This window comes from Lactobacillus johnsonii ATCC 33200 (genome assembly GCF_000159355.1).
GTDB lineage: Bacteria > Bacillota > Bacilli > Lactobacillales > Lactobacillaceae > Lactobacillus > Lactobacillus johnsonii.
On sequence record NZ_GG670120.1, the window covers coordinates 997,328 to 1,018,211 of the forward strand.

A 20,884-nucleotide genomic window follows, 5' to 3' on the forward strand; every position below is an offset into this window, starting at 1 on the left:
TAATCCCCGTAATTTGAAAATAGATTATCCTCAATCGGAATTAAAATCCGCTATTAAGAAGCAGGAACTAGTAGGTATTGATAACTATGCATTTGACAATACGAATATTGGAGTAGTTACTGCAACTTTCGAAGATTATTTTCTTCTGCAGAATCTCAATGATTATTCTCTCTCTGATAGTATCCAAAAAATACACTTTGATGATTTAATCGCCGTAAAATTGACAAGTAATACTCAAGTCCTCTTAACTAATTACTTAAATCGTTAATACTATGATCAAGAAAGCTACAAGTAGCTTTCTTTTTTAACTAAAATATTTGCTAAATTCATTACGATACTCTGTAGGGGTCTTGTATTTCCAGGACTTAAAATTTCTATTTAAAACTCTAGTGTTAGAAAAGCCACTCTCATAAGCAACTAATTCAATTGATTTATTTGTATTTAAAAGTAGTTCTCTAGCATGCATTAAACGAACCAATTTTAGATATTTACCCATGCTTAAGTTATTAGTCTGCTTCAATTGCCGGTTTAATGTCACATGAGAAATATTAAACTTCTGTGCAATATCACCAACTTGAATATCCTCTTGAAAATGCTCGTTAATATACTTAATTATCTCATCCCCTAAAGCTAGATTGGGGCTTTGAACAATTTGCTCTTTATTATTAAAGTTTTGATCAAGTAAAACGATAATTTTCATCAGATGACTTAATACTATAAAACGACGAGCATCAGTTAATGGTTTTCGGCATAACCGACCAAGTGCTACTATCTCTTTTAATAATTCATTATATGCCCGCTGCTTTTTTGTACTCTTCTGCCCTAATAAATTGAGATTCCAGTTAATACTTGATGGATACTGACTTAATAAAAAATCATCATCAATGATTAACCCCTCATATTCCCATTCGCCTGCTTCACCTGATGCACTATGAATTTGACGCCGATTAACTAACCAAATATCTCCACTATTGAAATGATAAGTCTGTCCTTCAAGAGCAAAACGAAGATCTTTTCCCTTAATTAAATAGTTCAGCTCAATTCCCTGATGCCAATGTTCCGGCTGCATAGCTTGATTATCATAATAAAAATAAAATGGTAGTCGCTGATTATTTTGAACCTCTTCATGTCCAATCATTGTAATCCCTTTCAAAATAATTACTTCTTAGTTACGAAAATGACACTTAGTCTCTATTTATAAATGATATATTAATCATATATAAAATACGAGGAGGAATTAAATTGATTAAACTAATTGCCTTAGACACAGACGGTACACTCTTAAGCTCAAAAAAATAAAATCTTACCTTCAACCAAGAGAGCTATAAAAAAAGCCTTAGACCTAGGAATTAAAGTTGTACTTTGTTCTGGTCGCCCAATTGCCGGTTTAGAGCATTTCATGAAAGAACTAGGTATTGAAAGCAGTGATCAATATGCAGTTACTTTAAATGGCGCAATCACTAGAACTGCTGATGGCAAAATAATGACTCAAGATTTAGTTAACAATGCGCTTTATCGTGCTTTAACTAAATTTGCCAAAGAACAAAAAGTCCCTTTCAATATTGTTGATCCTGATTCAAGAATTATTACTGCTGATCATGATGTAGACTATTTTGAATTGCTTCAGGCCTGGGAAAATACAGCCCCTATGTTCATTCGAATCCCTGATGAAATGCCAGACAATTTTGAAATTTCAAAGGGATGTTTTGTTGGTTCAAAGAAAATCCTCGATCAAGTTGAACCTACTCTAAGAGAAAAATTTAGAAAGGATCTTTATATTGTTCGAGCTGATGATCATTTCTTAGAATGTCTCCATCCCAATGTTAATAAAGGAAATGGCTTAAAAGAGTTGGGTGAAAAGATAGGCATTACTCCAGATGAAATGATTGCTTTTGGCGATGAAAAGAACGATATTTCAATGTTTGATATTGTTGGTACTGCAGTTGCTATGGGCAATGGAAGCCAAGAAGCAAAGGATCATGCAGACTATATTACTGATTCAAATGATAATGATGGGATTGCTAAAGCACTAGATAAATTTGTTTTTTAACAAAAAATCGACCTTCCTAATGAAAGATCGATTGATGTTTTTACCAATATTGATTTGTTAAAGTCTTAACCTTTTGTTTAGCAATTAAGTAGTAGCCTACTGCAGCAATTGACCAACCCCAAACAATATGGCCAAAGAATTCTGAGAAGTGTTCCGCAGATGGCATTTGCCAAGGTGCTGGTGTTGTACCAAGAACTGGCATAATAATTAAATGCCATGCGACCCAAATAATGATTCCATACAAAGCACCTTCCCATAGGCCAGCCCAAGCAGTTTTCTTGAATTGGACCATATAAATCAAAAGCCATGCAAAGAAAATTGAGAAGCTAAAGTGCAAAATTAAGGCAACCCAGAAAACTTTTTGATCAGTATTATAAATTACATAAGCATGAGTAAATTTATACGATGCACCCATTTGTTGCAACATGTGTTGGGGTGGATTAACAACATCACGTGCTAAGGTTCTCGGTGGTAAGATTTTCTCCCAACCAATCTTAACCATTCCAGAGATCATCCCTGCAATAATACCAAACCAAACGCTCTTTAAAAAGACGCGCCAACCATTTGAACTCTTATTCATAGTTTTCCCCTCTTTATATCAATTACATAACTAATTATAGAAAATGAGTTCAATTTATCAATACATATTTTGATATCTTATACCCTACTAACACCTAATTAAAGGAGAAATATTAAATGACAAAACTAATTGCAGTTGATATGGATGGTACTTTTTTAAATGATAATAAAACTTATGATAAAGAAAAATTCACTAAAATTTATCAAGAATTAGAAAGAAAGAATATTAAATTCACTGTTGCTAGTGGTAATCAATATTACAAACTTGTTTCTTTCTTTAAAGATTTTCCTGATATAATCTATGTCGCAGAAAATGGTGCAATTGTTAGAAATCAAAAAAAAATTTTAAAGCTGAGTTATTTTTCAGATGAATCAAGTAAAGTAATTTACAACTTTTTATTAAAACAACCAGAACTAGAATTTTTAGTTTCTGGAGTCGAAAGTGCGTATTTTCCAATTAGCTATTCAGTCCGCTACTATGATGTATCAACTCACTACTATTATCATCTTAAAAAAATTAATGAGCTAGCAGACATTAAGGACCATATTGTTAAATTTACTATTTCTTGTCCTGATGATAAAACTGCTTATTATGTAAATTTCTTAAAAGAAAACCTATCTGATTATTGCGATGTTACAAGTAGTGGTCATGGTGATATCGACATCATTCAGCCTGGAATCCATAAAGCTCACGGCTTACAGGAGCTTGGCACACTACTTAATATTCCTTTATCTGAAATGACTGCTTTTGGTGATGGTGGAAATGATCTAGAAATGATTAAGGAAGTTGGAGATGGGGTTGCCATGGCAAATGCAGCTCCGGCGCTTTTACAGATTGCAAATCATACAACTACATCAAATAATGAACAAGGCGTTCTTACTTACATTACAGATAATATTCTTTAGTAAAAAGGCATGAAACAATCCCCCAGTTTCATGCCTTTTTACTTTTTGATGCATATCACCAAATATAGAATTAAATGGGTTTATGTATCTCAGCTCGTATTATCATTTTTATACTTTTTCATAAAAAATAGTCACTCAACTATTGAGTGACTAAAAATATTATTTTTCAATTCTAAAACGATAAAAACCTAAACTCATTTGTTTCAATGTTTTGGCAAAATCTTTTTTATCAAAATGGTTTTGATCTACTAGTGCTTCAAATTCACCATCTGCATCAATTAACATCTGGTGAGTTCTACGCCAACCATTCTTTTGATAAAACCGCAATCGACTAACACGTTGATGATAATTCTCTGCATCAGGATCAAGTGGTTCAATATCTAATACAATTTGATGCTTTGGATATTTTTCTTCAAGCATATGTAAAATTTTGCTTCCATATCCATTGCTACGCAATTCTGCAGTGACAGCCAAATAGGCTAAGTATACAGTAGAATCACTAATGTAGTAACAAATCATCCCACAAAATGTTTCTCCATCATAGACAGCATTCAACTTTAGTTTTCTTCGAAAACTCATTAATATCATTGAGAACCAAGAAAACCTTTCCCATTCCGGAAAAGCACTATAATATAAATCTTTAACTTTATAATAATTTTTAGAGCCCCATCGGGCGGGTTGTTCGTCTAAAATAAGAATCCTTCTCTTTTCTAAATTATAATTTACTTCTCTAATTAAAAGATATTTTTAATAAAAAATCAAATTATTAAGAATATCTAAATTTTCTGTAACTATTTTATATTTGATCTTAAATCCTTACTTATCGCTTTTATTAAAAACAAAGTTTAATAAAAGTGCTGCCACCAAGAGAGCAGTTGCACACCACATAATTTCTTGAAGTCCTAAATGAAAAATATTTCTCATCGTTGGCAGCAAGTGTTGCGGCAAACTTTTTGCGGAAGATGCATCACTTAATTTATTAAGCATACTCATTGTTATTCCATGATTCTCTCTTACACCCCGCGCTAACTCCATATTCATAATTACACCATAAACAGCTGCCATTATCGTTTGAGCAAGAATACGAATTAAATACGAGAGTGAAGTTGCTGGAGCCATATTTTTTTCACTAGCGTCAACTTGAACTTTTATTTGAAGTAAAACAAAAATAAAACCAACACCAAATCCAGAAAAAGTTCCAATAATTGAAAGCCACCAGATATTAGTATTTTTTGGAGCAATGGCCAAACCTAGTGAAGAAATGAGAATACATATTAACCCCATTGACAGTAAACTGCGATTACTAAAGCGTGCCTTTAAGGGGTTAACTATTAAAGTCCCTACAACATCAACTAAAGAATTAGGAATTAGCGTCATTCCACCAATTAATGCAGTTGTTCCAAGTAATCCCTGCGCCCACATTGGTAAGTAAGTATTTACAGCTAAAAAAGCTCCCCAGCTAAAAATAAAAAGTAAAAAATCTCCAACTAAAGCACGATTTTTAAACATGCTAATCGGTACAACTGGATTGGTATGATTTTTCTCATGCATAAAAAATAAGACCAGTAAAACTATACCAGCAATAACTAAACTGATCACAATCCAGCTACTAGTCAACCCGAGTAGTTGGATTCCTAATAAAAGTAAAGTTAAACCAACAATAATTAGGAAAGAGCCCAATACATCAAATTTTGGAGTCTCTTTAATTGTACCTTCACGATAGTAGAGCAATGAAAGAAAAATTGCTAAAAGTCCAATCGGAATATTGATATAAAAGACCCAATGCCAAGAAAGTGAATCAACCAAATAACCACCTACTAGCGGTCCGATAATAGCTGCTACACTAAAGGCAGCCCCTAAATAACCTAAAATTTTTGTTCTTGCTTTAATATTATCAAAGATAAAACCAGCCATTATATAGGGTAGCGAACCCATTCCTCCAGCCCCTACTCCCATTAAAGCTCGAGCTAAAAGGAAAAAATACATATTATTTGCCAGTCCCTGAAAAAGTGACCCTAGTACAAAAAAGAGTAACGATAATTCAAAAGACGCCTTATTACCAATCTTTTCCCCAACTTTAGTCCAAATTGGGGTTGAAACAGACATTCCTAAGAGCATAATGGCAATTATCCACCCCATGAATTGAATTCCATGCAAGTCTGCAATAATAGCTGGAATCGCTGTATTAATAATCGTACTATCTAATCCCGCCATTACATTAGCCAAAACCATAGCAAATGTGACCATCGTTACTTGCTTTTTTGTCATCAGTACACCTACTTTTCTATGAAATAAAAAGCCCCAATTATTTTGCAATAATCAAGGCTAATAATCTTATCTAAAATATACTTGCTTAATTCCTTAAACACAAGCTTTATTTTGATGATCTATTAATTTTCTTATTCGGTTGCTTAAAATTAAAATAAAAATTAAAGATGGTTGCAATTAATAATAAAATGAATGAAACAGCCATAATTTCGTGTATACCACTATGAAAAATTTTACGCATTTCTGGCAATAAGTATTGCGGCAATAGCTTAGCTGATTTTGCGTCACTTAGTTCATTCATCATATGCATCGTAATATTTGAATGCGTATTAATTCCAATAGCTAACGCTAAATTCATGATGACCCCGTATACCGCTGCCATAACAGTTTGAGCTAAAATTCTAATTAAATAAGAAGTTGAGGTCGCAGTTGCCATATCTTCCATTCCAGCATCGATTTGTACTTTTACTTGAAGTGCAACAAAAATAAATCCTACTCCAATGCCGGAAAATGCCCCAATCAAAATTAATATCCAGAGAGGAGTTTGATCATTAGCTAAGAAAAGACCACCAGATGAAATCATCATTGTAACAATTCCAATCATTACTAGCGTAAAAGTTCTAATTTTTTCTTGAATTGTAGCAACTGTTTGGGATGCAATAATTTCAACGATTGAGTTAGGAATTAACGTCATCCCACCCATTAAAGCTGACATTCCTAAAAGCGCTTGAGCCCACATTGGTAAATATGTATTTACAGCAATAAAAGCACCCCACGTAGTCGCAAATAAAATCAAATCACCATTTAGATCATGATTGCTAAAAATAGATAAAGGAATAATTGGATTTTCTGCCTTAGCTTCATGCAAAAAGAAAAAGATCAGTAAAACTAAGCTAAATAGGATTAACCCTACTACAATCCAAGTTGCAGTTAATCCCAATAGTTGGATTCCCATTAAAAACATAATTAAACCACTCACTAGCAAAAATGCTCCTTGTAAATCAAAAACTGGAGCAGTTTTTGGTGTAACTGGCTTGTAATAGATCAAGGAAATTAACAAAGCAACTAAACCAATTGGAATATTAATATAAAATACCCAGTGCCATGATAAAGCATCAATTAGCCACCCTCCTACTAAAGGTCCTAAAATTGCTGCTCCATTGAAACTAGCTGTCAAATATCCCAAAACTTGGGTTCTTTTCTTAATATTTGGAAAGACGTATCCTGCAATAATATAAGGCAAGGACCCCATTCCTCCACCACCAATTCCCATAATCATTCGAGCAACTAAGAAAAAGTAGATATTAGGTGCTAGTCCTTCAAGTGTTGAACCTAAAACAAACAGCACTAGTGCAATCTCAAAAGCTAATTTATTAGTAATTTTTTCTCCAATTTTTGTCCAAATTGGTATTGAAACAGACATTCCTAAGAGGTAGACTGCCACAATCCACCCCATAAATTGGATCCCATGTAACGCTGAAACGATGGCAGGAATAGCCGTATTAGTAATAGTTCCATCCAACCCTGCCATAACGTTCCCGAGCATCAACGCTACAGTCACCATCGTAATCTGTTTTTTATTCATTAAAGCACTTCCCTCAATAACAAAAAGAGCCCTTATTACATTTGGTAATTAGAGCTTGGACATTTATCTTCTTATTATGCAAACTTTTTGCTTAAAATTGCAAGATTCTTTAAAAAATATCTATTCTTTTTTTGTAAACTTAGGTATAATCAGTATTTGTGTTTATTTTTCACTTATTTTTTCGAGAAAGGAAAAAGTATCTTATGGAACATAGTTGGATGCTTAAGTATTTTGCCGAATTTTTCGGTACGCTAATCATGGTTATGTTTGGTAACGGTGCCGTTGCCAACTCATTTTTAAAAGGAACTACTGGTAATGCTCATGATGGCAAAGCCAATGGGGGTTGGATTTTAATTGCCTTCAGTTTTGGTTTTGGTGTTATGCTTCCAGCAATGCTTTTTGGATCAATTTCTGGTAACCACCTTAATCCAGCCGTTACACTTGCTCAAGCTAGTGCTGGTGTCTTCCCTTGGGCACAAGTAACACCTTACATTATTTCACAAGTTCTTGGTGCAATTTGTGGTCAACTTCTTATTATCACTATTTACTGGCCATACATTAAAAAATCTACCGACTCTAACATTGTTTTTGCATGTTTTGCTACTAGTGACTGTGTTAACAGTAAATGGAATGGTTTCATTTCTGAGCTTGTCGGTACTGGTGTCTTGATGTTTGTTGCAATCGGTTTATACAAGGGTATGTTCTTCAAACAAGCAGTTGACATTGCCAATATTGGTGTAGGTTTCTTAATCACTGCTTTAGTTATGGCACTTGGTGGTCCAACTGGTCCAGCCCTTAACCCAGCACGTGACTTCGGTCCAAGACTTGTTTACTCAATTTTACCAATTCCTAATAAAAAGGATGCTCACTGGAGCTATGGATGGGTTCCTGTAGTTGCTCCTATCTTAGGTGCAATCATCGGAATTTTCCTTTACAAGATTCCATTTGGACTTTAATTATTCAGACAAAAAAGGCAGATCAGTCGATCTGCCTTTTTTCATTTTCAATTTTATTAATTCTTTTATTAAAAGTATAAATACAAATTATCGAAACAATTATCACAATTCCAAAAATAATTAATATTGGGCCCCACGGTGAAGCCTCAGCATTCATATTTGCAATATTGGGTTGTAAATCTAATAAAAAATGCATTAGAATACATCGCCAGATTCGATTAGTAAAAATATGCAGATAGGAGAAGGCTAACCCGATAGCAGTTGCATAATAAACTTATTGGAAAGTTGCATCTATCGCTGCCCCATGTCCTAAGTTAATCAAATGAAATAATCCAAATAAAACTGAAGAAAAAATGCTCGACCAAAGCAAAACATACTGTTTATTTTCAAAAATCTTGGTAAATAAATTAAACAAAGTTACACGACAAAGAAATTCCTCTCCGATTCCAGCAGCTAAAGCAACACAAATAGAAGACCACATCATTTCAGGCATTAAATTAAAGACCTGGACCCAACTTGTAATCAGATTCATTAAAAAGTATAAAGCCATTAACATAATACAAAAGATAATGGTTAAGATCTTAACTTTACCCTCTTTAGGTAACTTAATAAAAACACGATCTGTTTTATAAAATATTTTTGCTCCCAGTGCTAAAAAGCAAACAATCACTAAATATAATATTGGAGCCCAAAGTTCAGAAAATGCTGTTACTATCTGACCAGCTTCAGTATAGATTAGCAGATAGACTAGTGATGCTATTGTGAGTCACTTAATTGATAGACCAGTTTTATTGATTGCTAAATAGTTATTCTTCTTTTCTTTCATTTTTCCATTTTCCCCCTATATTCCCATTAAATTAGCCAAACTAATTATGACTGGAATGGTAATAATGGCTACTAAAGTAGATAAACACATTAATTTAGTAGGAAATTTTACTTCAAAATTACTGATTAAACTAAAAAGCACTACTACTCCTGCTACTGGACAAGCGGCCATAATTAAAGTTGTCATTTTAGCAATTGATGGAAGCGGTAAAATTAGTAAGAAGCCTAAAATTATTAATGGGAAAAACAGGTTTCTAACTAATACTCCACTCCAAACTAATTTATCATGCCAGTCTTCTTTTAAATTAATGGCTCCAAGATTTGTACCAATAACAATCATACTTAGAGGAGTATTCAAATTAGCAATATAATTCATAGGGTCAGAAACTATATCAGGTAATTTAATTTGAATTACAAATAATATCATCCCTACAATCGCTGCAATAATATTAGGATTAACGATAGCTTGACGAACACTCTCTTTAAATGACTGCTTCTTCCTAGTAAACATCCTAATCCCATGCGTCCACATAAAGATGTTATAAATAATCAAATATGGTACTGCAAAAAACACACCATTATTTCCTAAAAGCGCTTGTACTAAAGGAATTCCCATAAAACCTGCATTAGTGTAAGTTCCAGCATATCGGAGAATTGTTCTTTTTTGCTCGTCTTTAATTATTCTTTTGTTAAAGAGAACTGAGCTTACAATAATTTTAAATACAAATAAAACTAGTACTAGTAAAAAAATCAAACTAAATTGTACTAATCTAGTAACTGAAAAAGTTTGGCGAAAAGAATTAATAATTAAGCATGGCGATACCACGTAAAGAAGGATTTTAGTTAAATCTTTTACTGTTTGTTCATGGAGAAATTTCACCTGATAGCAGATCCAGCCAACAAACATTAAAATAAACATAATCACTACTTGTTTTGTCGGTAGTAGTAAAGGCATTACAGTTCTCCATTCTTAAAACTACAATTTTCTATATGATCATTTATTAATCCAACTGCCTGTAAAAATGAATATATTGTTATTGGACCAACAAATTTAAATCCGAGATTTTTCATTTCTTTTGAAATTTGGTTAGATAATTCATTTGAAGCAGGAACATCTTCAATTTTTTTAGGATGGTGATTTATTGGTTCAGAGATAAACTTAGTTAGAATTTGTTTGAAAGTTTGATTGTTGTTTTCTAGTTTAACTAAAACTTTCGCATTATTAATTGCAGCACTAACCTTTAGTCGATTTCGGATAATTCCTTTGTCTTGCATTAATCTTTCAAAATCGGCTTCATTAAATTTAGCCACTTTATGATAGTCAAAATTCGCAAACGCTTTTCGAAAATTTTCACGTTTATTTAAAATTGTTTCCCAGGATAATCCCGATTGAAAACTTTCTAATACAAGCATTTCATATAAGTAGGTTGAATCTAGATTTAACTTACCCCACTCTTCATCGTGGTATTTTCGGTAGAGTAAATTCTTACTATTTCCCCAACTACAACGCATTTTTTCCATTTCTTACACCTCATTTTTATCAATTATAGCAAAATAGACAGACTTAAAAGTCTGCCTATTTTTCATTCTAAAATTTTTCAACTTGGTAAATACGATTCATTAGAGTTGTTAAGTCGCTACTTCGCTGATGATAAGCTACTGTTAAGTAAAGACAGTCGCTAGTTACTTGAATTCCTTCAAATTCAGTACAAAAATCTAAAGCATCAAGTTTCAAGCTGTTATCTAAATTAACTACAGACCATTTATCTGGATCAACCATCCCCCACGGAATTTTAATAATTTCACGAGGCTTTCCCTGTCTTGGAAAACCCAAAAAAGTTGTATGAGGACTTGGTTGACTTGAAATATAGATATCCTTATTATCATCTATTCCGTATCCCTGAATAGAGACAATCTTTTGATCATTAAAATGAGGAACCTTAAATGCTCCTAAGCATGTTAAGTTTTCAATATTAATATCTTCAGCTTTTTCTTCTGCCGCATCTAATTTGTTATTTACTTCGTTAAGGTCATAAAGCGCAAAATAGCCCGTATGAGTTATATCAATACTTGCAATCAAGAAATAATGACCATTTGGTGAAACAGTGGCCTCTACTCTTACTAAATCTTTTCCTGGATAAACTGTACCTCCATCCCCATAACCAGCTCCTGCTCGGTTAAGATAGGAAAGACGTGGTAAATCAGTATTATTAGCAAATACCTGTGTTTGATACCCCGGTACTGTTACTCTTGCAATTTGTGTGGTCCAATATGTATTTCCATGTCTTTTGGGTTTAGTACCAACAAACCATTTATTATTTTCTCCACTTTGTATCCAAGTCTGGGTATGTCCACCAGCAGTTCCAGCTGAATTTGGACCTTTTAAGTATAAAATAGGATGGTCTTCATCAAATGTAACAGTTTCGCTATCATTTGGAGTTTGATAAACAACAACGTCACTTTGTTTATGAAGAAGCTGCAAGGCAAAGACGTTACTTCCATCAATTGCGGAAGCTTGAACTACAACATGATGAATATTTTCTAATTTATTTACTAAGCGTATTTGAGTTTCTCTTCCAATCATAACTGGACCTATCCTTTCTTTATTTATTCTGCTCTCAAATTTATTATGAGCGATTTGAATCAAGACAACAAATAAAGTACACTGCTATCATGAATCTAAATTGCATAAAGGAATTGATAGAAAATAATGTCTAAAAAAAGCATAAATATTCTAATTTTTAGTGGCATATGGAGTTTTATTATTGGTATTTTAACTGCTTTATACCTCAACCTAATCAATTATGTTATTGACTTTATTTGGGGTTACTTTAATCATCATAATAATTTTTCTTTGCGTCCCGCTTATCCCTTTCTTATTTGTATACCATTTGGAATAACTATTGGTTTCTTAGTAAAGAAATTAGGTTCCTATCCTTTAACGATTGAAGAAGTATTACATGATATTCGGAAAAGTGGAAAACTTGATTATCATTCTTGGTGGAAATCTTTTACTTTAGGGCTTTTATCATTTGGAGCTGGCGGAAGTATTGGGCCAGAAGCTTCCACCACTGTTCTTACTTCGGGGATGATAAATTGGCTCGGAGATAAAATTAGATTGATGACTATTCATTACAAAAGCTGGGTTCATTTTTGGCAAATAGGCATTGATAAAGATACTCTATTGCAATCCCCAAAGTTTAGTGAGCTTTTTAGAACTAAAAATCAAAAAAATGGTTCATCACCTTTAATATTTTAATTGGATTAATTGGAACAATTTTGATCTTTAAACTTTTTCCTGAAGAAGGGGCATTCGGAATTCATGAACGTCCAATTCACTGGTCATGGACTATTCTCTGGTATAGTCTAATTCCTCTTATAGGTGGGATACTTTTTGCATATTTCTTCTTATATTTAGAAAAAATATTTACTAGAGTAGAAACTTGGGCCTTACCAGCACTTTTAAAAGCAACCTTATGGGGCATTGTACTAAGTGTTTTAACTTTAGTAACTGATTACGCACTCTTTTCAGGCGAATTTCATATTGTTCCATTTTCTAAAACTGCTCTTTCCTATTCGCCATTATTTTTACTATTAATTGCTCTAATAAAAACAATTTCTACCCATGCTGGATTTGCAATGGGATGGCGTGGGGGTAAAATTTTTCCAGCAATTTTTGCTAGTGTCGCGGTTGGTGCTGCAATTTCTCAATTCATCCCTATTCAGCCCGCAATTACTGTCTCCTTAGCAGTAGTAGCTAGCATTACTATTATTTTAGAAAAGCCACTCCTTACCGTTGTCTTGTTAATTTTTTTATTACCAATTTCTTTAGCTCCACTTATTTTTATTACTGCCTATATAGTTATGTTGATACATAAGTTTCTTCTGAAGAAAATTGGCTTAAAATCCTTAATTTACTAAATTAATGTTAGAATTAGAACAATTTAACAGAAAGAAGGTATTCAATTATGACTGCCACTACAGAAGACAATTATCAATTATTATTAAAACAAGCCCAAGCCTTAGTCGAAGGCGAAACCGATTGGATTGCAACTACAGCAAATATTTCAGCTTTATTATTTAATTCACTTAATAATGTTAACTTTGCTGGTGTATATCGTTATGAGAATCAAGAATTAATTCTTGGTCCCTTCCAAGGAAAACCAGCTTGTGTTCATATTCCAATTGGTAAAGGCGTATGCGGAACAGTCGCAAAAGAAAAACAAACTCAAATTGTAAAAAATGTACATGAATTTGTTGGACATATTGCTTGCGATAGTGAATCAAATTCTGAAATTGTTGTCCCTATCTTTAAGACAAACGGCGATTTATGGGGAGTTTTTGATTTTGATTCAACTAAATTAGCTAACTTCGATGAGTTAGATCAAAAATATTTAGAAGAAATTTCTAAGGTATTTAAATTCTGAAAATCAATTTTTTAACACTATAAACACAAAAAAAGCTCCATAATGGAGCTTTTTCTTATAGTTAAATTTCTTTCAATGCTTGATCAATTGGTGTGTTTCCACTACTCATTGGAATAACCTTATCAATAGTATTTGGATATTTTAGAATTTCAGCCAATGTTTTAGCAACATCAGGAATTGGATTTGAGTCAGTTGGACCAGCATCAAGTTTGATTTTGCCTGTTCCGGTTTCTTCAGTGAGATTCGTAGGCTGCAAAATCGTATATTCAAGATTAGTCGAATCCATTAAATAAGTATCAGCAAAGAATTTAGCAGCTAGATAGTCCTCAAGACCTGGAATCTTCTTCCATGAGTCTACATCTAAACTAAGCATTGAACTGAGCATAATATAGCGTTTAACACCTGCTTTTTCAGCAGCCATCATAGTTTTTATTGCTCCCATAGCATCAGTTTGGATAAGGTCCTTACCACGAAATCCAGCCGTAAAGTAAATAGCATCAAAACCTTTTACTTGTTTAGTAATATCTTCTACATCAGCATGTAAATCAAGCTTATCAGATATTACACCATCAAGTTTAATAATATTTTCTGGATGACGAGCTGCTGCTGTCACTGTATTACCATCAGCTACTAAATCTTTAATTAAATCTATAGCTACTCTTCCAGAGCCACCAAAAATAAATATTTTAGCTATAATTTTTCCTCCTCGAAAAAACTTACAGCTTTATAATAGCTTACTTTTTATTAGTAGTCCAAAATTTACACTCATTTTTTAGTAATAAAATCGAGTAATTTAAACATTACCTCTTTATTTTTTTTTGGCACATCATGAGCTATAATTTCTTCAGCAGTCTGATTTAAATCATTATTTTCAAGTGGATACGCACTATCGTTAATGGCAATTTCTCGAACATTATCTTCTTCAGGCTCAAAATGAAATTGTAAGCCGATAACATTATCTCCTAATAAAAAGCCCTGATTTTCTACTAAGTCACTCGAAAATAAAAGTTTTGCACCTACAGGAATTTCAAACATTTGTTGGTGCCAATGAAGGGCCGTTAGTTCTTTAGGAATACCTGGTATTGTTGTATCTTTTAAGTAAACTGGAGCCCAGCCTACTTCCTTATGAGGAGCATCTGAAATTTTAGCTCCCATAGTCATCGCAATTTGTTGTGCACCAAAACAAGCCCCAAACATCGGCTTACCGGCATCAAGCATTCTTTTAATTAGAACTCTCTCTTGCTTAATCCACTCTAGATTATCATTTGGACTCATGGGGCCACCTAGAATTACAAGTAGATCTGTTTCATTAGCAGTTGGCAATTTACCAAAAGTTTCAGGATGATACACATATAATTCATGATGATGACTATCTGCCCAGGTTTTAATTGCTCCTGGCCCCTCGTTTGGAGTATGTTGCAATACATTAACGCGCATTATTTATCCCTTTAACTAGCATAAACTTCATGCTTTAAAATTCCTACATAAGGTAAATTTCTATACAAGCCATTGTAATCTAATCCATAACCAACTAAAAACTCATTAGGGGCCTTAAAACCATAATAATCTGCATGAAAATCTACGACACGGGTTTCAGGCTTATCAAGCATAGATACAACTTCTACGCTTTTAGCCCCACGTTCTTTCATTATTTCACTAAGTGCTTGCAAAGTACGTCCCGTATCAATAATATCTTCCATAAAAATTACTGGACGATTTGTTACATCTGACTTAATATCTTGCGTAATCTTTACTTTTCCTGTGGATTGGCTTCCTTCATAACTAGATGCCTTAATAGGCTCAATAGTTAGCTTAAAACTTAATCTCTTAATCATATCACTAGCAAAAATCATTGCTCCATTTAAGACTGGAACAATAATTGGCTCTTCATTTTTATATTTTTTATTTAATTCAGCAGCCATTTCATCCATACGATTGTTTAAATCATTTTGAGTATACAATACACTTTCGATATCGTTATTCATTCTTTAATTCCTCTTTATTAAAATCGTCAATGATGAAATTTTAACATAAATTCGATGATTTTTTTAGTATTTTTACACTTATTTATTAATTATTTTTACTACCAATAATTATATTGTTCGTATTCTATAAATAAAGAAAAATTATTTATATTTTTTTAGATTTTATCTTAAATATAAGTCACAAAAAATTCACAAATTACTCTTAATATTGATATCAATCAAGTAAGAAAGGAATGGTTTAAATGACATTATTATTAATTTTAGGTATTAGTGCTGTAGCATTACTTGCTACTAACGCAGTAATTATAAATAAACCAGTTCCAGTTCCTGTAAAGGTTCGTAGGAAATAAATCCATAATCCATTCTTCATTTTCCTCTACAATTTAGTATTAAAAACCCTCGTTGATCTAAGTCAACGAGGGTTTTTGCTTTATTTTTGATTTCTTTGATAACTATTTTTAATTCCTAGTTTCTTTCGATATTTAGAAATTATTCTACGACTAATTGAAATTTCTTTTTCTTTAAATTTATTTACCAGTTTCTCATCACTTAATGGTTTTTGGGGATCTTCTAACTTAATAAAATCCTTCAATATTCTTTCAAGTTGATTTGAGTTAAATTACTAATACTTTTTCGTGGAAACAAGAGCTTTAGACTAAAGACCTTACCTTGGCACTTCTACATATTTATCTTTAATTGCTCTACTTATAGTACTTATTGCTAAATTTAATTCTGTAGCTGCATCTTCTAATTTTATACTTACTAAATCTTGCTCATTCAGAGAGGACAAATATTTTTCTTGTCGTCTTCCCAAAAATTTCCCTAGATTTAGTAGCGTCTCTTCACGTTGTTGAATTGCATAATGTAAGTCAGTAAAATCCTTCTTTTGTTTTATAAAATAATCCTTATCTTTTATTTCGCTATCTTTTTGTAGCTCAACAAACTTTTCTTAATTAAACTGTTACCTGAACGTTCAAGCACTGTATTCGGATCAATTAACAAGTTTCCATATTCCGCAAATGTTGGGAGTTCTTCGACCATAATATTATTTAAATATAGCTTGATTACGTCACTATTTTCTTGGTCACGGTAAGCAGCTGCACAGGAAACCTTAATGATATTTTTTAAATACCCAATATTTCCGGGATGCTTAATTTTTAATAAAGTAGATACTACATATTTATCTACTTCAATTTTTCGATTAATTCGACGTGCCTCTTGATAGAAAATATACCGTAGCAGTTCTAGTCTTTCATCAATTGGACGACTAGCAAAATCGGGCAATTTAACATGTACAGGTACACGCCGTAGAAAAGTAGTTAGAAGAACTTTCTCTGGATTTTCAGTGGTTGCCATTACTAGAATTGTCCCTAATCCATAAATGAAAATAGTTTTTCTTGATTTTCACTACTTAAGCGATGTACTTCGTCTAAAAATAAGTATCCTCCATTTGCCTGCTTAAGAAGTCCATCTTTTGCTTCGTCAGCCCCTGTATAGGCACCTTTTACATAACCAAATAACATACTGGAGACAAGTTCAGGATTATTCGCATAATCAGCACAATTCAAAACAATATATGGAGCCTCATTACTAATAATTCCTTTGCTCTTAGCTAATTGAGCAATTTTGCTTGCTAAATAACTTTTTCCTACCCCCCGAATGACCCGTAATCAAAATGTTTAAACCATCCGGTGGATACATAATTGCTGCTGAGATTTGATCAATAGCATATCTCATTGAACCACGATAGCCAATAAAGTCATCAAAATTATGATTCAAATTAGGCATACTACCTTTTTTAGTCCATTTTACTGGTCGCCCAGCAATTTTTTGAATTTTTTCTTCTCTAAATAATTCATTTAAATAATGACTAACTACCGATCTGGATAAATTTAAGCTATCAGCTAATTGTGCCGTTGTTAGTGCATGATATCATGGCCAAGCATATTTAAATAAGTTAAGACATTTTTTTCCTTTATCCATGATTCGTTCTCCATAAATTTAATATTATAATTATATCAGATTTTTGAAAACGATATCATTTACTATACTTATATATCATGGTTACCCTGTATTATCTCAAAATTTTTTCAAATGCCTTACTAAAAGATGCTTTTTCCATATCCTTACTAATGAAATAAATAATGGCTTTTTCTTTAAAAACTGAAAAGGCAATTCGAGCCGATCCAATAGTACCAAGATTTAATCGAAATTCATAAATTTTTTGTCCATTAATTCTTTTTCTACTAGCCAATTTAATCTTTGTCATCCCAGTGGTAACTTCTTTAACAAGGGCTTTTTCAATTAAATTCTTGATTATCTTTTTTTGCCTATTATATTTTTTAAAAAAGCTTTTACATCCATGATCATCAAATATTATTCGCATTTTTCCACACTTAAGCCAATAAAAAAAGACCTCAGAAAATGAGGTCTTTTTTAATATAGTTTTTGATTATTCTTCGTTTAATGAAGCTTCATCAAATTGAACTGATGATTCCTTTGTGTCGATTGGTGCAGTACCCATCCATGAAATCATTTCTTTCATAGAATCAGTAATTGCGTCAGTACCGGCTCTCAAAAGCTTACGTGGGTCATAACCCTTGTTGCCCTTGTCTAAGTCCATCTTGTCTTCGATGTACTTACGAGTTGCAGCTTGGAATGCTAATTGGAATTCAGTGTTAATGTTAATCTTAGCAATACCTAATTGAATTGCCTTTTCGATTTGGTCTTGAGGAATTCCTGAACCACCGTGAAGAACAAGCGGTTCGTTTGGAACTGCTTCTGCAATTTCCTTCAAACGATCGAAGTTTAAGCCAGTCCAGCCTTCTGGGTAAACACCGTGGATGTTACCAATACCACAAGCAAGCTTGTCAACACCAGCAGCAACGAAAGTCTTAGCGTCTTCAACTGATGCTAATTCACCACCATCGGCACCTTGGTTTTCACCAATTTTACCGATTTCAGCTTCAACAGAGATACCTCTTTCGTGAGCTAACTTAACGATTTCCTTAGTCTTTGCTAAGTTTTCGTCAGTTGGTAAGTTGTGACCATCAAACATAACTGATGAGTAACCAAGTGCAATACATTCCTTAGCTGATTCAAAGTCACCGTGGTCCAAGTTCAAAATAACTGGAACATCGATATCCATGTTGTCCATTTCGTTAAGAACTAAGTCCTTAACAGTCTTGTAACCACCCATGTACTTAGCAGCACCAGTAGAAACTTGAATCAATAAAGGAGTTCTAGTTTCCTTAGCACCTCTTAAAAGTGCGCGAGTCCATTCAAGGTTGTTAGTGTTGTATGCACCTACAGCGTAGTGGTTTTCACGAGCAGCTTTGAAAATGTCATTACCATTTACTAAATAAGCCATTAAAAAAATACCTCCTAAATTTTTAACACATCACTAGTTTAACCCATTAGTGCAAAAATTAACATACTTTAGCTCAAAAAAATTCAGTGAATATTTTTATTTAAAGAAATATTACATTTCTTTAGGTGCATTTACACCCAAAAGTCTTAAAGCTTCTGTTAAAACAATTGAAGTTGCTTGAACTAATGCAAGACGAGCGTTTAGTTGATCATCTTCATCTAAAATTCTAACATTTGCATAATACTTATTAAATTTCTTACTTAAATCTAAGGCATATTTTGCAATAATTGATGGTTCAAATTTTTCTGAAGCTTTTTCTACAATAGCAGGGAAATCAGCTAATGCTTTTGCAACTGCAAAGGACCAATCATCATTTAAGCTTAAATTATCCATTGAGATCTCTTTATTAGCTTTGCGTAAAATACTTTGAGCTCTAGCATTAGTGTATTGAACGTATGGACCAGTATCCCCTTCAAAACGAACAACTTCTTCCAAATCAAAATCAAAGTTATCCATTCTATCATTCTTTAGGTCATGAAATACAACGGCGCCCACACCAACATCATGAGCAACCTGCTTCTTATTAGATAGATTTGGATTCTTTTCTTCAATTTGTTGTTCTGCTAAAGAAACTGCATCTTTTAGGACTTGGTCTAAGAAAACAACGTTTCCTTTTCTAGTAGATAATTTCTTTCCACCTTGAGTAATCAAACCAAATGGAATGTGGTGAATGTTATCTGACCAGTCATACCCCATCTTCTTCAAAACTTGTTTTAATTGCTTAAAGTGACCAGTTTGTTCGCCACCAGCAACATATAATGACATAACAAAGTCATATTCTTTTTTACGATATAAGGCAGCAGCCAAATCACGAGTCATATAAAGGCTAGAGCCATCAGATTTTAAGATTAAAGCTGGGTTTTCATCTTCTCCCAAGTTAACAACTTGAGCTCCACGAGATTCTTCAAGTAAGCCCTTTTCTCTTAATTCATCAACTACTGGCTGCATCTTATCATTGAAAAATGCTTCTCCGTTATATGAATCAAAAGTTACCCCTAATTCTTTATAGATACGGTTAAATTCTTGTAAGGAAACTTCACGAAACCATTTCCATAATTTAATTTCTTCTTCATCACCGTTTTCTAGTTTCTTAAAGGCAGCACGTCCTTCATCTTCTAACTTAGGATCTTTTTCAGCTTCTTCATGGAACTTAACATAGTAATGGAAAAGATTTGTGATTGGATCTTTCTTCACATCTTCCTCATTACCCCATAAACGGTAAGCAGTAATTAATTTACCAAATTGGGTACCATAGTCCCCAAGATAATTAATTTTAATTGGAGTATAACCAACTTTTTCTAAAGTCTTAGCAATTGAATTACCAATCACCGTGGAACGTAGGTGTCCCATTGACATTGGCTTAGCAATATTAGGAGAAGACATGTCAATTGGTACATTTCCTTCACCAAGTTTCTGATCACCAAAATGTTCTTTTTCAGTTAGAACATCGTTTAAAGTTGCATTGACTAATTTTGCATGGTCAATTGCGAAGTTTACATATGGTCCAACTGCTTGAATACTGGCGAAATTATCATCACTAATTTTTTCTGCAATATTCTTAGCAATTAAAGCAGGATTTTTATGTTCAATTTTAGCCAAAGCAAATGCTGGAAAAGCATAATCACCCATCTTAGGATTCTTTGGTCTTTCAATTAACATAGAAATTTTTTCTTTAGGTAAATCTACCTGTTCACTAACTAAATCAACGACTTTTTGTTTAAAATCCACTTATAACACCTCTTGCATAAAAAAAGTCTCTTCCTAGTAAACTAGAAAGAGACGAGAAAGTTCCCGCGGTACCACTCTACTTGATACAAAGTATCCGCTTATTAATTGATTTTAAAGTTAAAGTTAAACACGCCTTCATATTGCC

18 protein-coding genes and 4 pseudogenes are annotated in these 20,884 nt (G+C 33.0%); 5 read left to right on the top strand and 17 right to left on the bottom strand.

The annotated features are described in order from the left end of the window. Nucleotides 1–304 precede the first annotated feature (304 nt). Entirely contained in the window at nt 305–1,138 is an 834-nt protein-coding gene (locus HMPREF0528_RS04850) for an AraC family transcriptional regulator (protein ID WP_004895565.1), read from the bottom strand. Nucleotides 1,139–1,242: 104 nt separating this feature from the next. Between HMPREF0528_RS04850 and HMPREF0528_RS04855 the strand changes: the two are divergent. Continuing rightward, a pseudogene (locus tag HMPREF0528_RS04855) lies at nt 1,243–2,050 on the top strand (Cof-type HAD-IIB family hydrolase). A gap of 40 nt (nt 2,051–2,090) precedes the next feature. On the opposite strand, the gene HMPREF0528_RS04860 reads toward HMPREF0528_RS04855, so the two are convergent. Beyond that, nucleotides 2,091–2,630, bottom strand: coding sequence for a YagU family protein (locus tag HMPREF0528_RS04860; protein WP_004895569.1), 540 nt, complete (start codon nt 2,628–2,630; stop codon nt 2,091–2,093). 116 nt (nt 2,631–2,746) lie between these two features. On the opposite strand from HMPREF0528_RS04860, the gene HMPREF0528_RS04865 reads away from it, so the two are divergent. Next, nucleotides 2,747–3,535 carry a Cof-type HAD-IIB family hydrolase gene (locus HMPREF0528_RS04865; RefSeq protein ID WP_004895571.1) on the top strand — a complete coding sequence of 263 codons (789 nt, stop codon included), beginning with the start codon at nt 2,747–2,749 and terminating at the stop codon, nt 3,533–3,535. A gap of 159 nt (nt 3,536–3,694) precedes the next feature. On the opposite strand, the gene HMPREF0528_RS04870 is transcribed toward HMPREF0528_RS04865, so the two are convergent. From HMPREF0528_RS04870 to HMPREF0528_RS04880, 3 genes are all read right to left on the bottom strand, one after another. Continuing rightward, nucleotides 3,695–4,228, bottom strand: coding sequence for a GNAT family N-acetyltransferase (locus HMPREF0528_RS04870; protein ID WP_260308520.1), 534 nt, complete (start codon nt 4,226–4,228; stop codon nt 3,695–3,697). 123 nt (nt 4,229–4,351) lie between these two features. Then, nucleotides 4,352–5,803: an MFS transporter gene (locus HMPREF0528_RS04875; RefSeq protein WP_034525167.1), complete on the bottom strand. Its 1,452-nt coding sequence runs from the start codon at nt 5,801–5,803 to the stop codon at nt 4,352–4,354. Between the two features lie 106 nt (nt 5,804–5,909). Next, entirely contained in the window at nt 5,910–7,388 is a 1,479-nt protein-coding gene (locus HMPREF0528_RS04880) for an MFS transporter (RefSeq protein WP_004895576.1), read from the bottom strand. Between the two features lie 203 nt (nt 7,389–7,591). Here HMPREF0528_RS04880 and HMPREF0528_RS04885 point away from each other — a divergent pair, with 203 nt between their 5' ends. Beyond that, nucleotides 7,592–8,344: an MIP/aquaporin family protein gene (locus HMPREF0528_RS04885; protein WP_004895578.1), complete on the top strand. Its 753-nt coding sequence runs from the start codon at nt 7,592–7,594 to the stop codon at nt 8,342–8,344. Between the two features lie 274 nt (nt 8,345–8,618). Here the strand turns inward: HMPREF0528_RS04885 and HMPREF0528_RS09520 are convergent, their stop codons facing one another. The 4 genes from HMPREF0528_RS09520 to HMPREF0528_RS04905 form a co-directional block, all read right to left on the bottom strand. Further along, a complete protein-coding gene (locus HMPREF0528_RS09520; protein WP_004895583.1) occupies nt 8,619–9,014 on the bottom strand; it encodes a CPBP family intramembrane glutamic endopeptidase in 396 nt (131 codons plus the stop codon). 171 nt (nt 9,015–9,185) lie between these two features. Then, nucleotides 9,186–10,124, bottom strand: coding sequence for an AEC family transporter (locus HMPREF0528_RS04895; RefSeq protein WP_004895585.1), 939 nt, complete (start codon nt 10,122–10,124; stop codon nt 9,186–9,188). Further along, entirely contained in the window at nt 10,124–10,690 is a 567-nt protein-coding gene (locus HMPREF0528_RS04900; protein WP_004895586.1) for a DNA-3-methyladenine glycosylase I, read from the bottom strand. The genes HMPREF0528_RS04895 and HMPREF0528_RS04900 overlap by 1 nt, the downstream gene beginning before the upstream one ends. Nucleotides 10,691–10,757: 67 nt before the next feature. Next, a complete protein-coding gene (locus tag HMPREF0528_RS04905) occupies nt 10,758–11,753 on the bottom strand; it encodes a class III bacteriocin (RefSeq protein ID WP_034525169.1) in 996 nt (331 codons plus the stop codon). A gap of 126 nt (nt 11,754–11,879) precedes the next feature. On the opposite strand from HMPREF0528_RS04905, the pseudogene HMPREF0528_RS09730 reads away from it, so the two are divergent. Then, a pseudogene (locus HMPREF0528_RS09730) lies at nt 11,880–13,090 on the top strand (chloride channel protein). Nucleotides 13,091–13,137: 47 nt separating this feature from the next. Further along, nucleotides 13,138–13,596, top strand: coding sequence for a free L-methionine (R)-S-oxide reductase MsrC (locus HMPREF0528_RS04915; RefSeq protein ID WP_004895592.1), 459 nt, complete (start codon nt 13,138–13,140; stop codon nt 13,594–13,596). A gap of 61 nt (nt 13,597–13,657) precedes the next feature. On the opposite strand, the gene HMPREF0528_RS04920 is transcribed toward HMPREF0528_RS04915, so the two are convergent. The 8 genes and pseudogenes from HMPREF0528_RS04920 to argS all read right to left on the bottom strand — a co-directional run bounded on the left by HMPREF0528_RS04920 (nt 13,658) and on the right by argS (nt 20,739). Further along, nucleotides 13,658–14,290, bottom strand: coding sequence for an NAD(P)H-binding protein (locus HMPREF0528_RS04920; RefSeq protein ID WP_034525170.1), 633 nt, complete (start codon nt 14,288–14,290; stop codon nt 13,658–13,660). A gap of 71 nt (nt 14,291–14,361) precedes the next feature. Further along, on the bottom strand, nt 14,362–15,033 hold the full coding sequence (locus HMPREF0528_RS04925) for a type 1 glutamine amidotransferase (protein ID WP_004895596.1): 672 nt from the start codon (nt 15,031–15,033) through the stop codon (nt 14,362–14,364). Nucleotides 15,034–15,044: 11 nt separating this feature from the next. After that, nucleotides 15,045–15,581, bottom strand: a complete 537-nt coding sequence (gene hpt, locus HMPREF0528_RS04930) for a hypoxanthine phosphoribosyltransferase (RefSeq protein WP_004895597.1) — start codon at nt 15,579–15,581, stop codon at nt 15,045–15,047. A 430-nt stretch (nt 15,582–16,011) separates the two neighbouring features. Beyond that, nucleotides 16,012–16,497: pseudogene (locus HMPREF0528_RS09535) on the bottom strand (RNA polymerase factor sigma-54). Nucleotides 16,498–16,571: 74 nt separating this feature from the next. Next, nucleotides 16,572–17,564, bottom strand: a pseudogene (locus HMPREF0528_RS09735) (sigma 54-interacting transcriptional regulator); the annotation flags it as partial. Between the two features lie 91 nt (nt 17,565–17,655). Beyond that, nucleotides 17,656–17,967: a hypothetical protein gene (locus HMPREF0528_RS04940; RefSeq protein ID WP_004895611.1), complete on the bottom strand. Its 312-nt coding sequence runs from the start codon at nt 17,965–17,967 to the stop codon at nt 17,656–17,658. 66 nt (nt 17,968–18,033) lie between these two features. Continuing rightward, a complete protein-coding gene (locus HMPREF0528_RS04945; protein WP_004895615.1) occupies nt 18,034–18,951 on the bottom strand; it encodes a class II fructose-bisphosphate aldolase in 918 nt (305 codons plus the stop codon). 111 nt (nt 18,952–19,062) lie between these two features. Beyond that, complete coding sequence (gene argS, locus HMPREF0528_RS04950; RefSeq protein WP_004895617.1) at nt 19,063–20,739, bottom strand: arginine--tRNA ligase; 1,677 nt, start codon at nt 20,737–20,739, stop codon at nt 19,063–19,065. Nucleotides 20,740–20,884 lie beyond the last annotated feature (145 nt).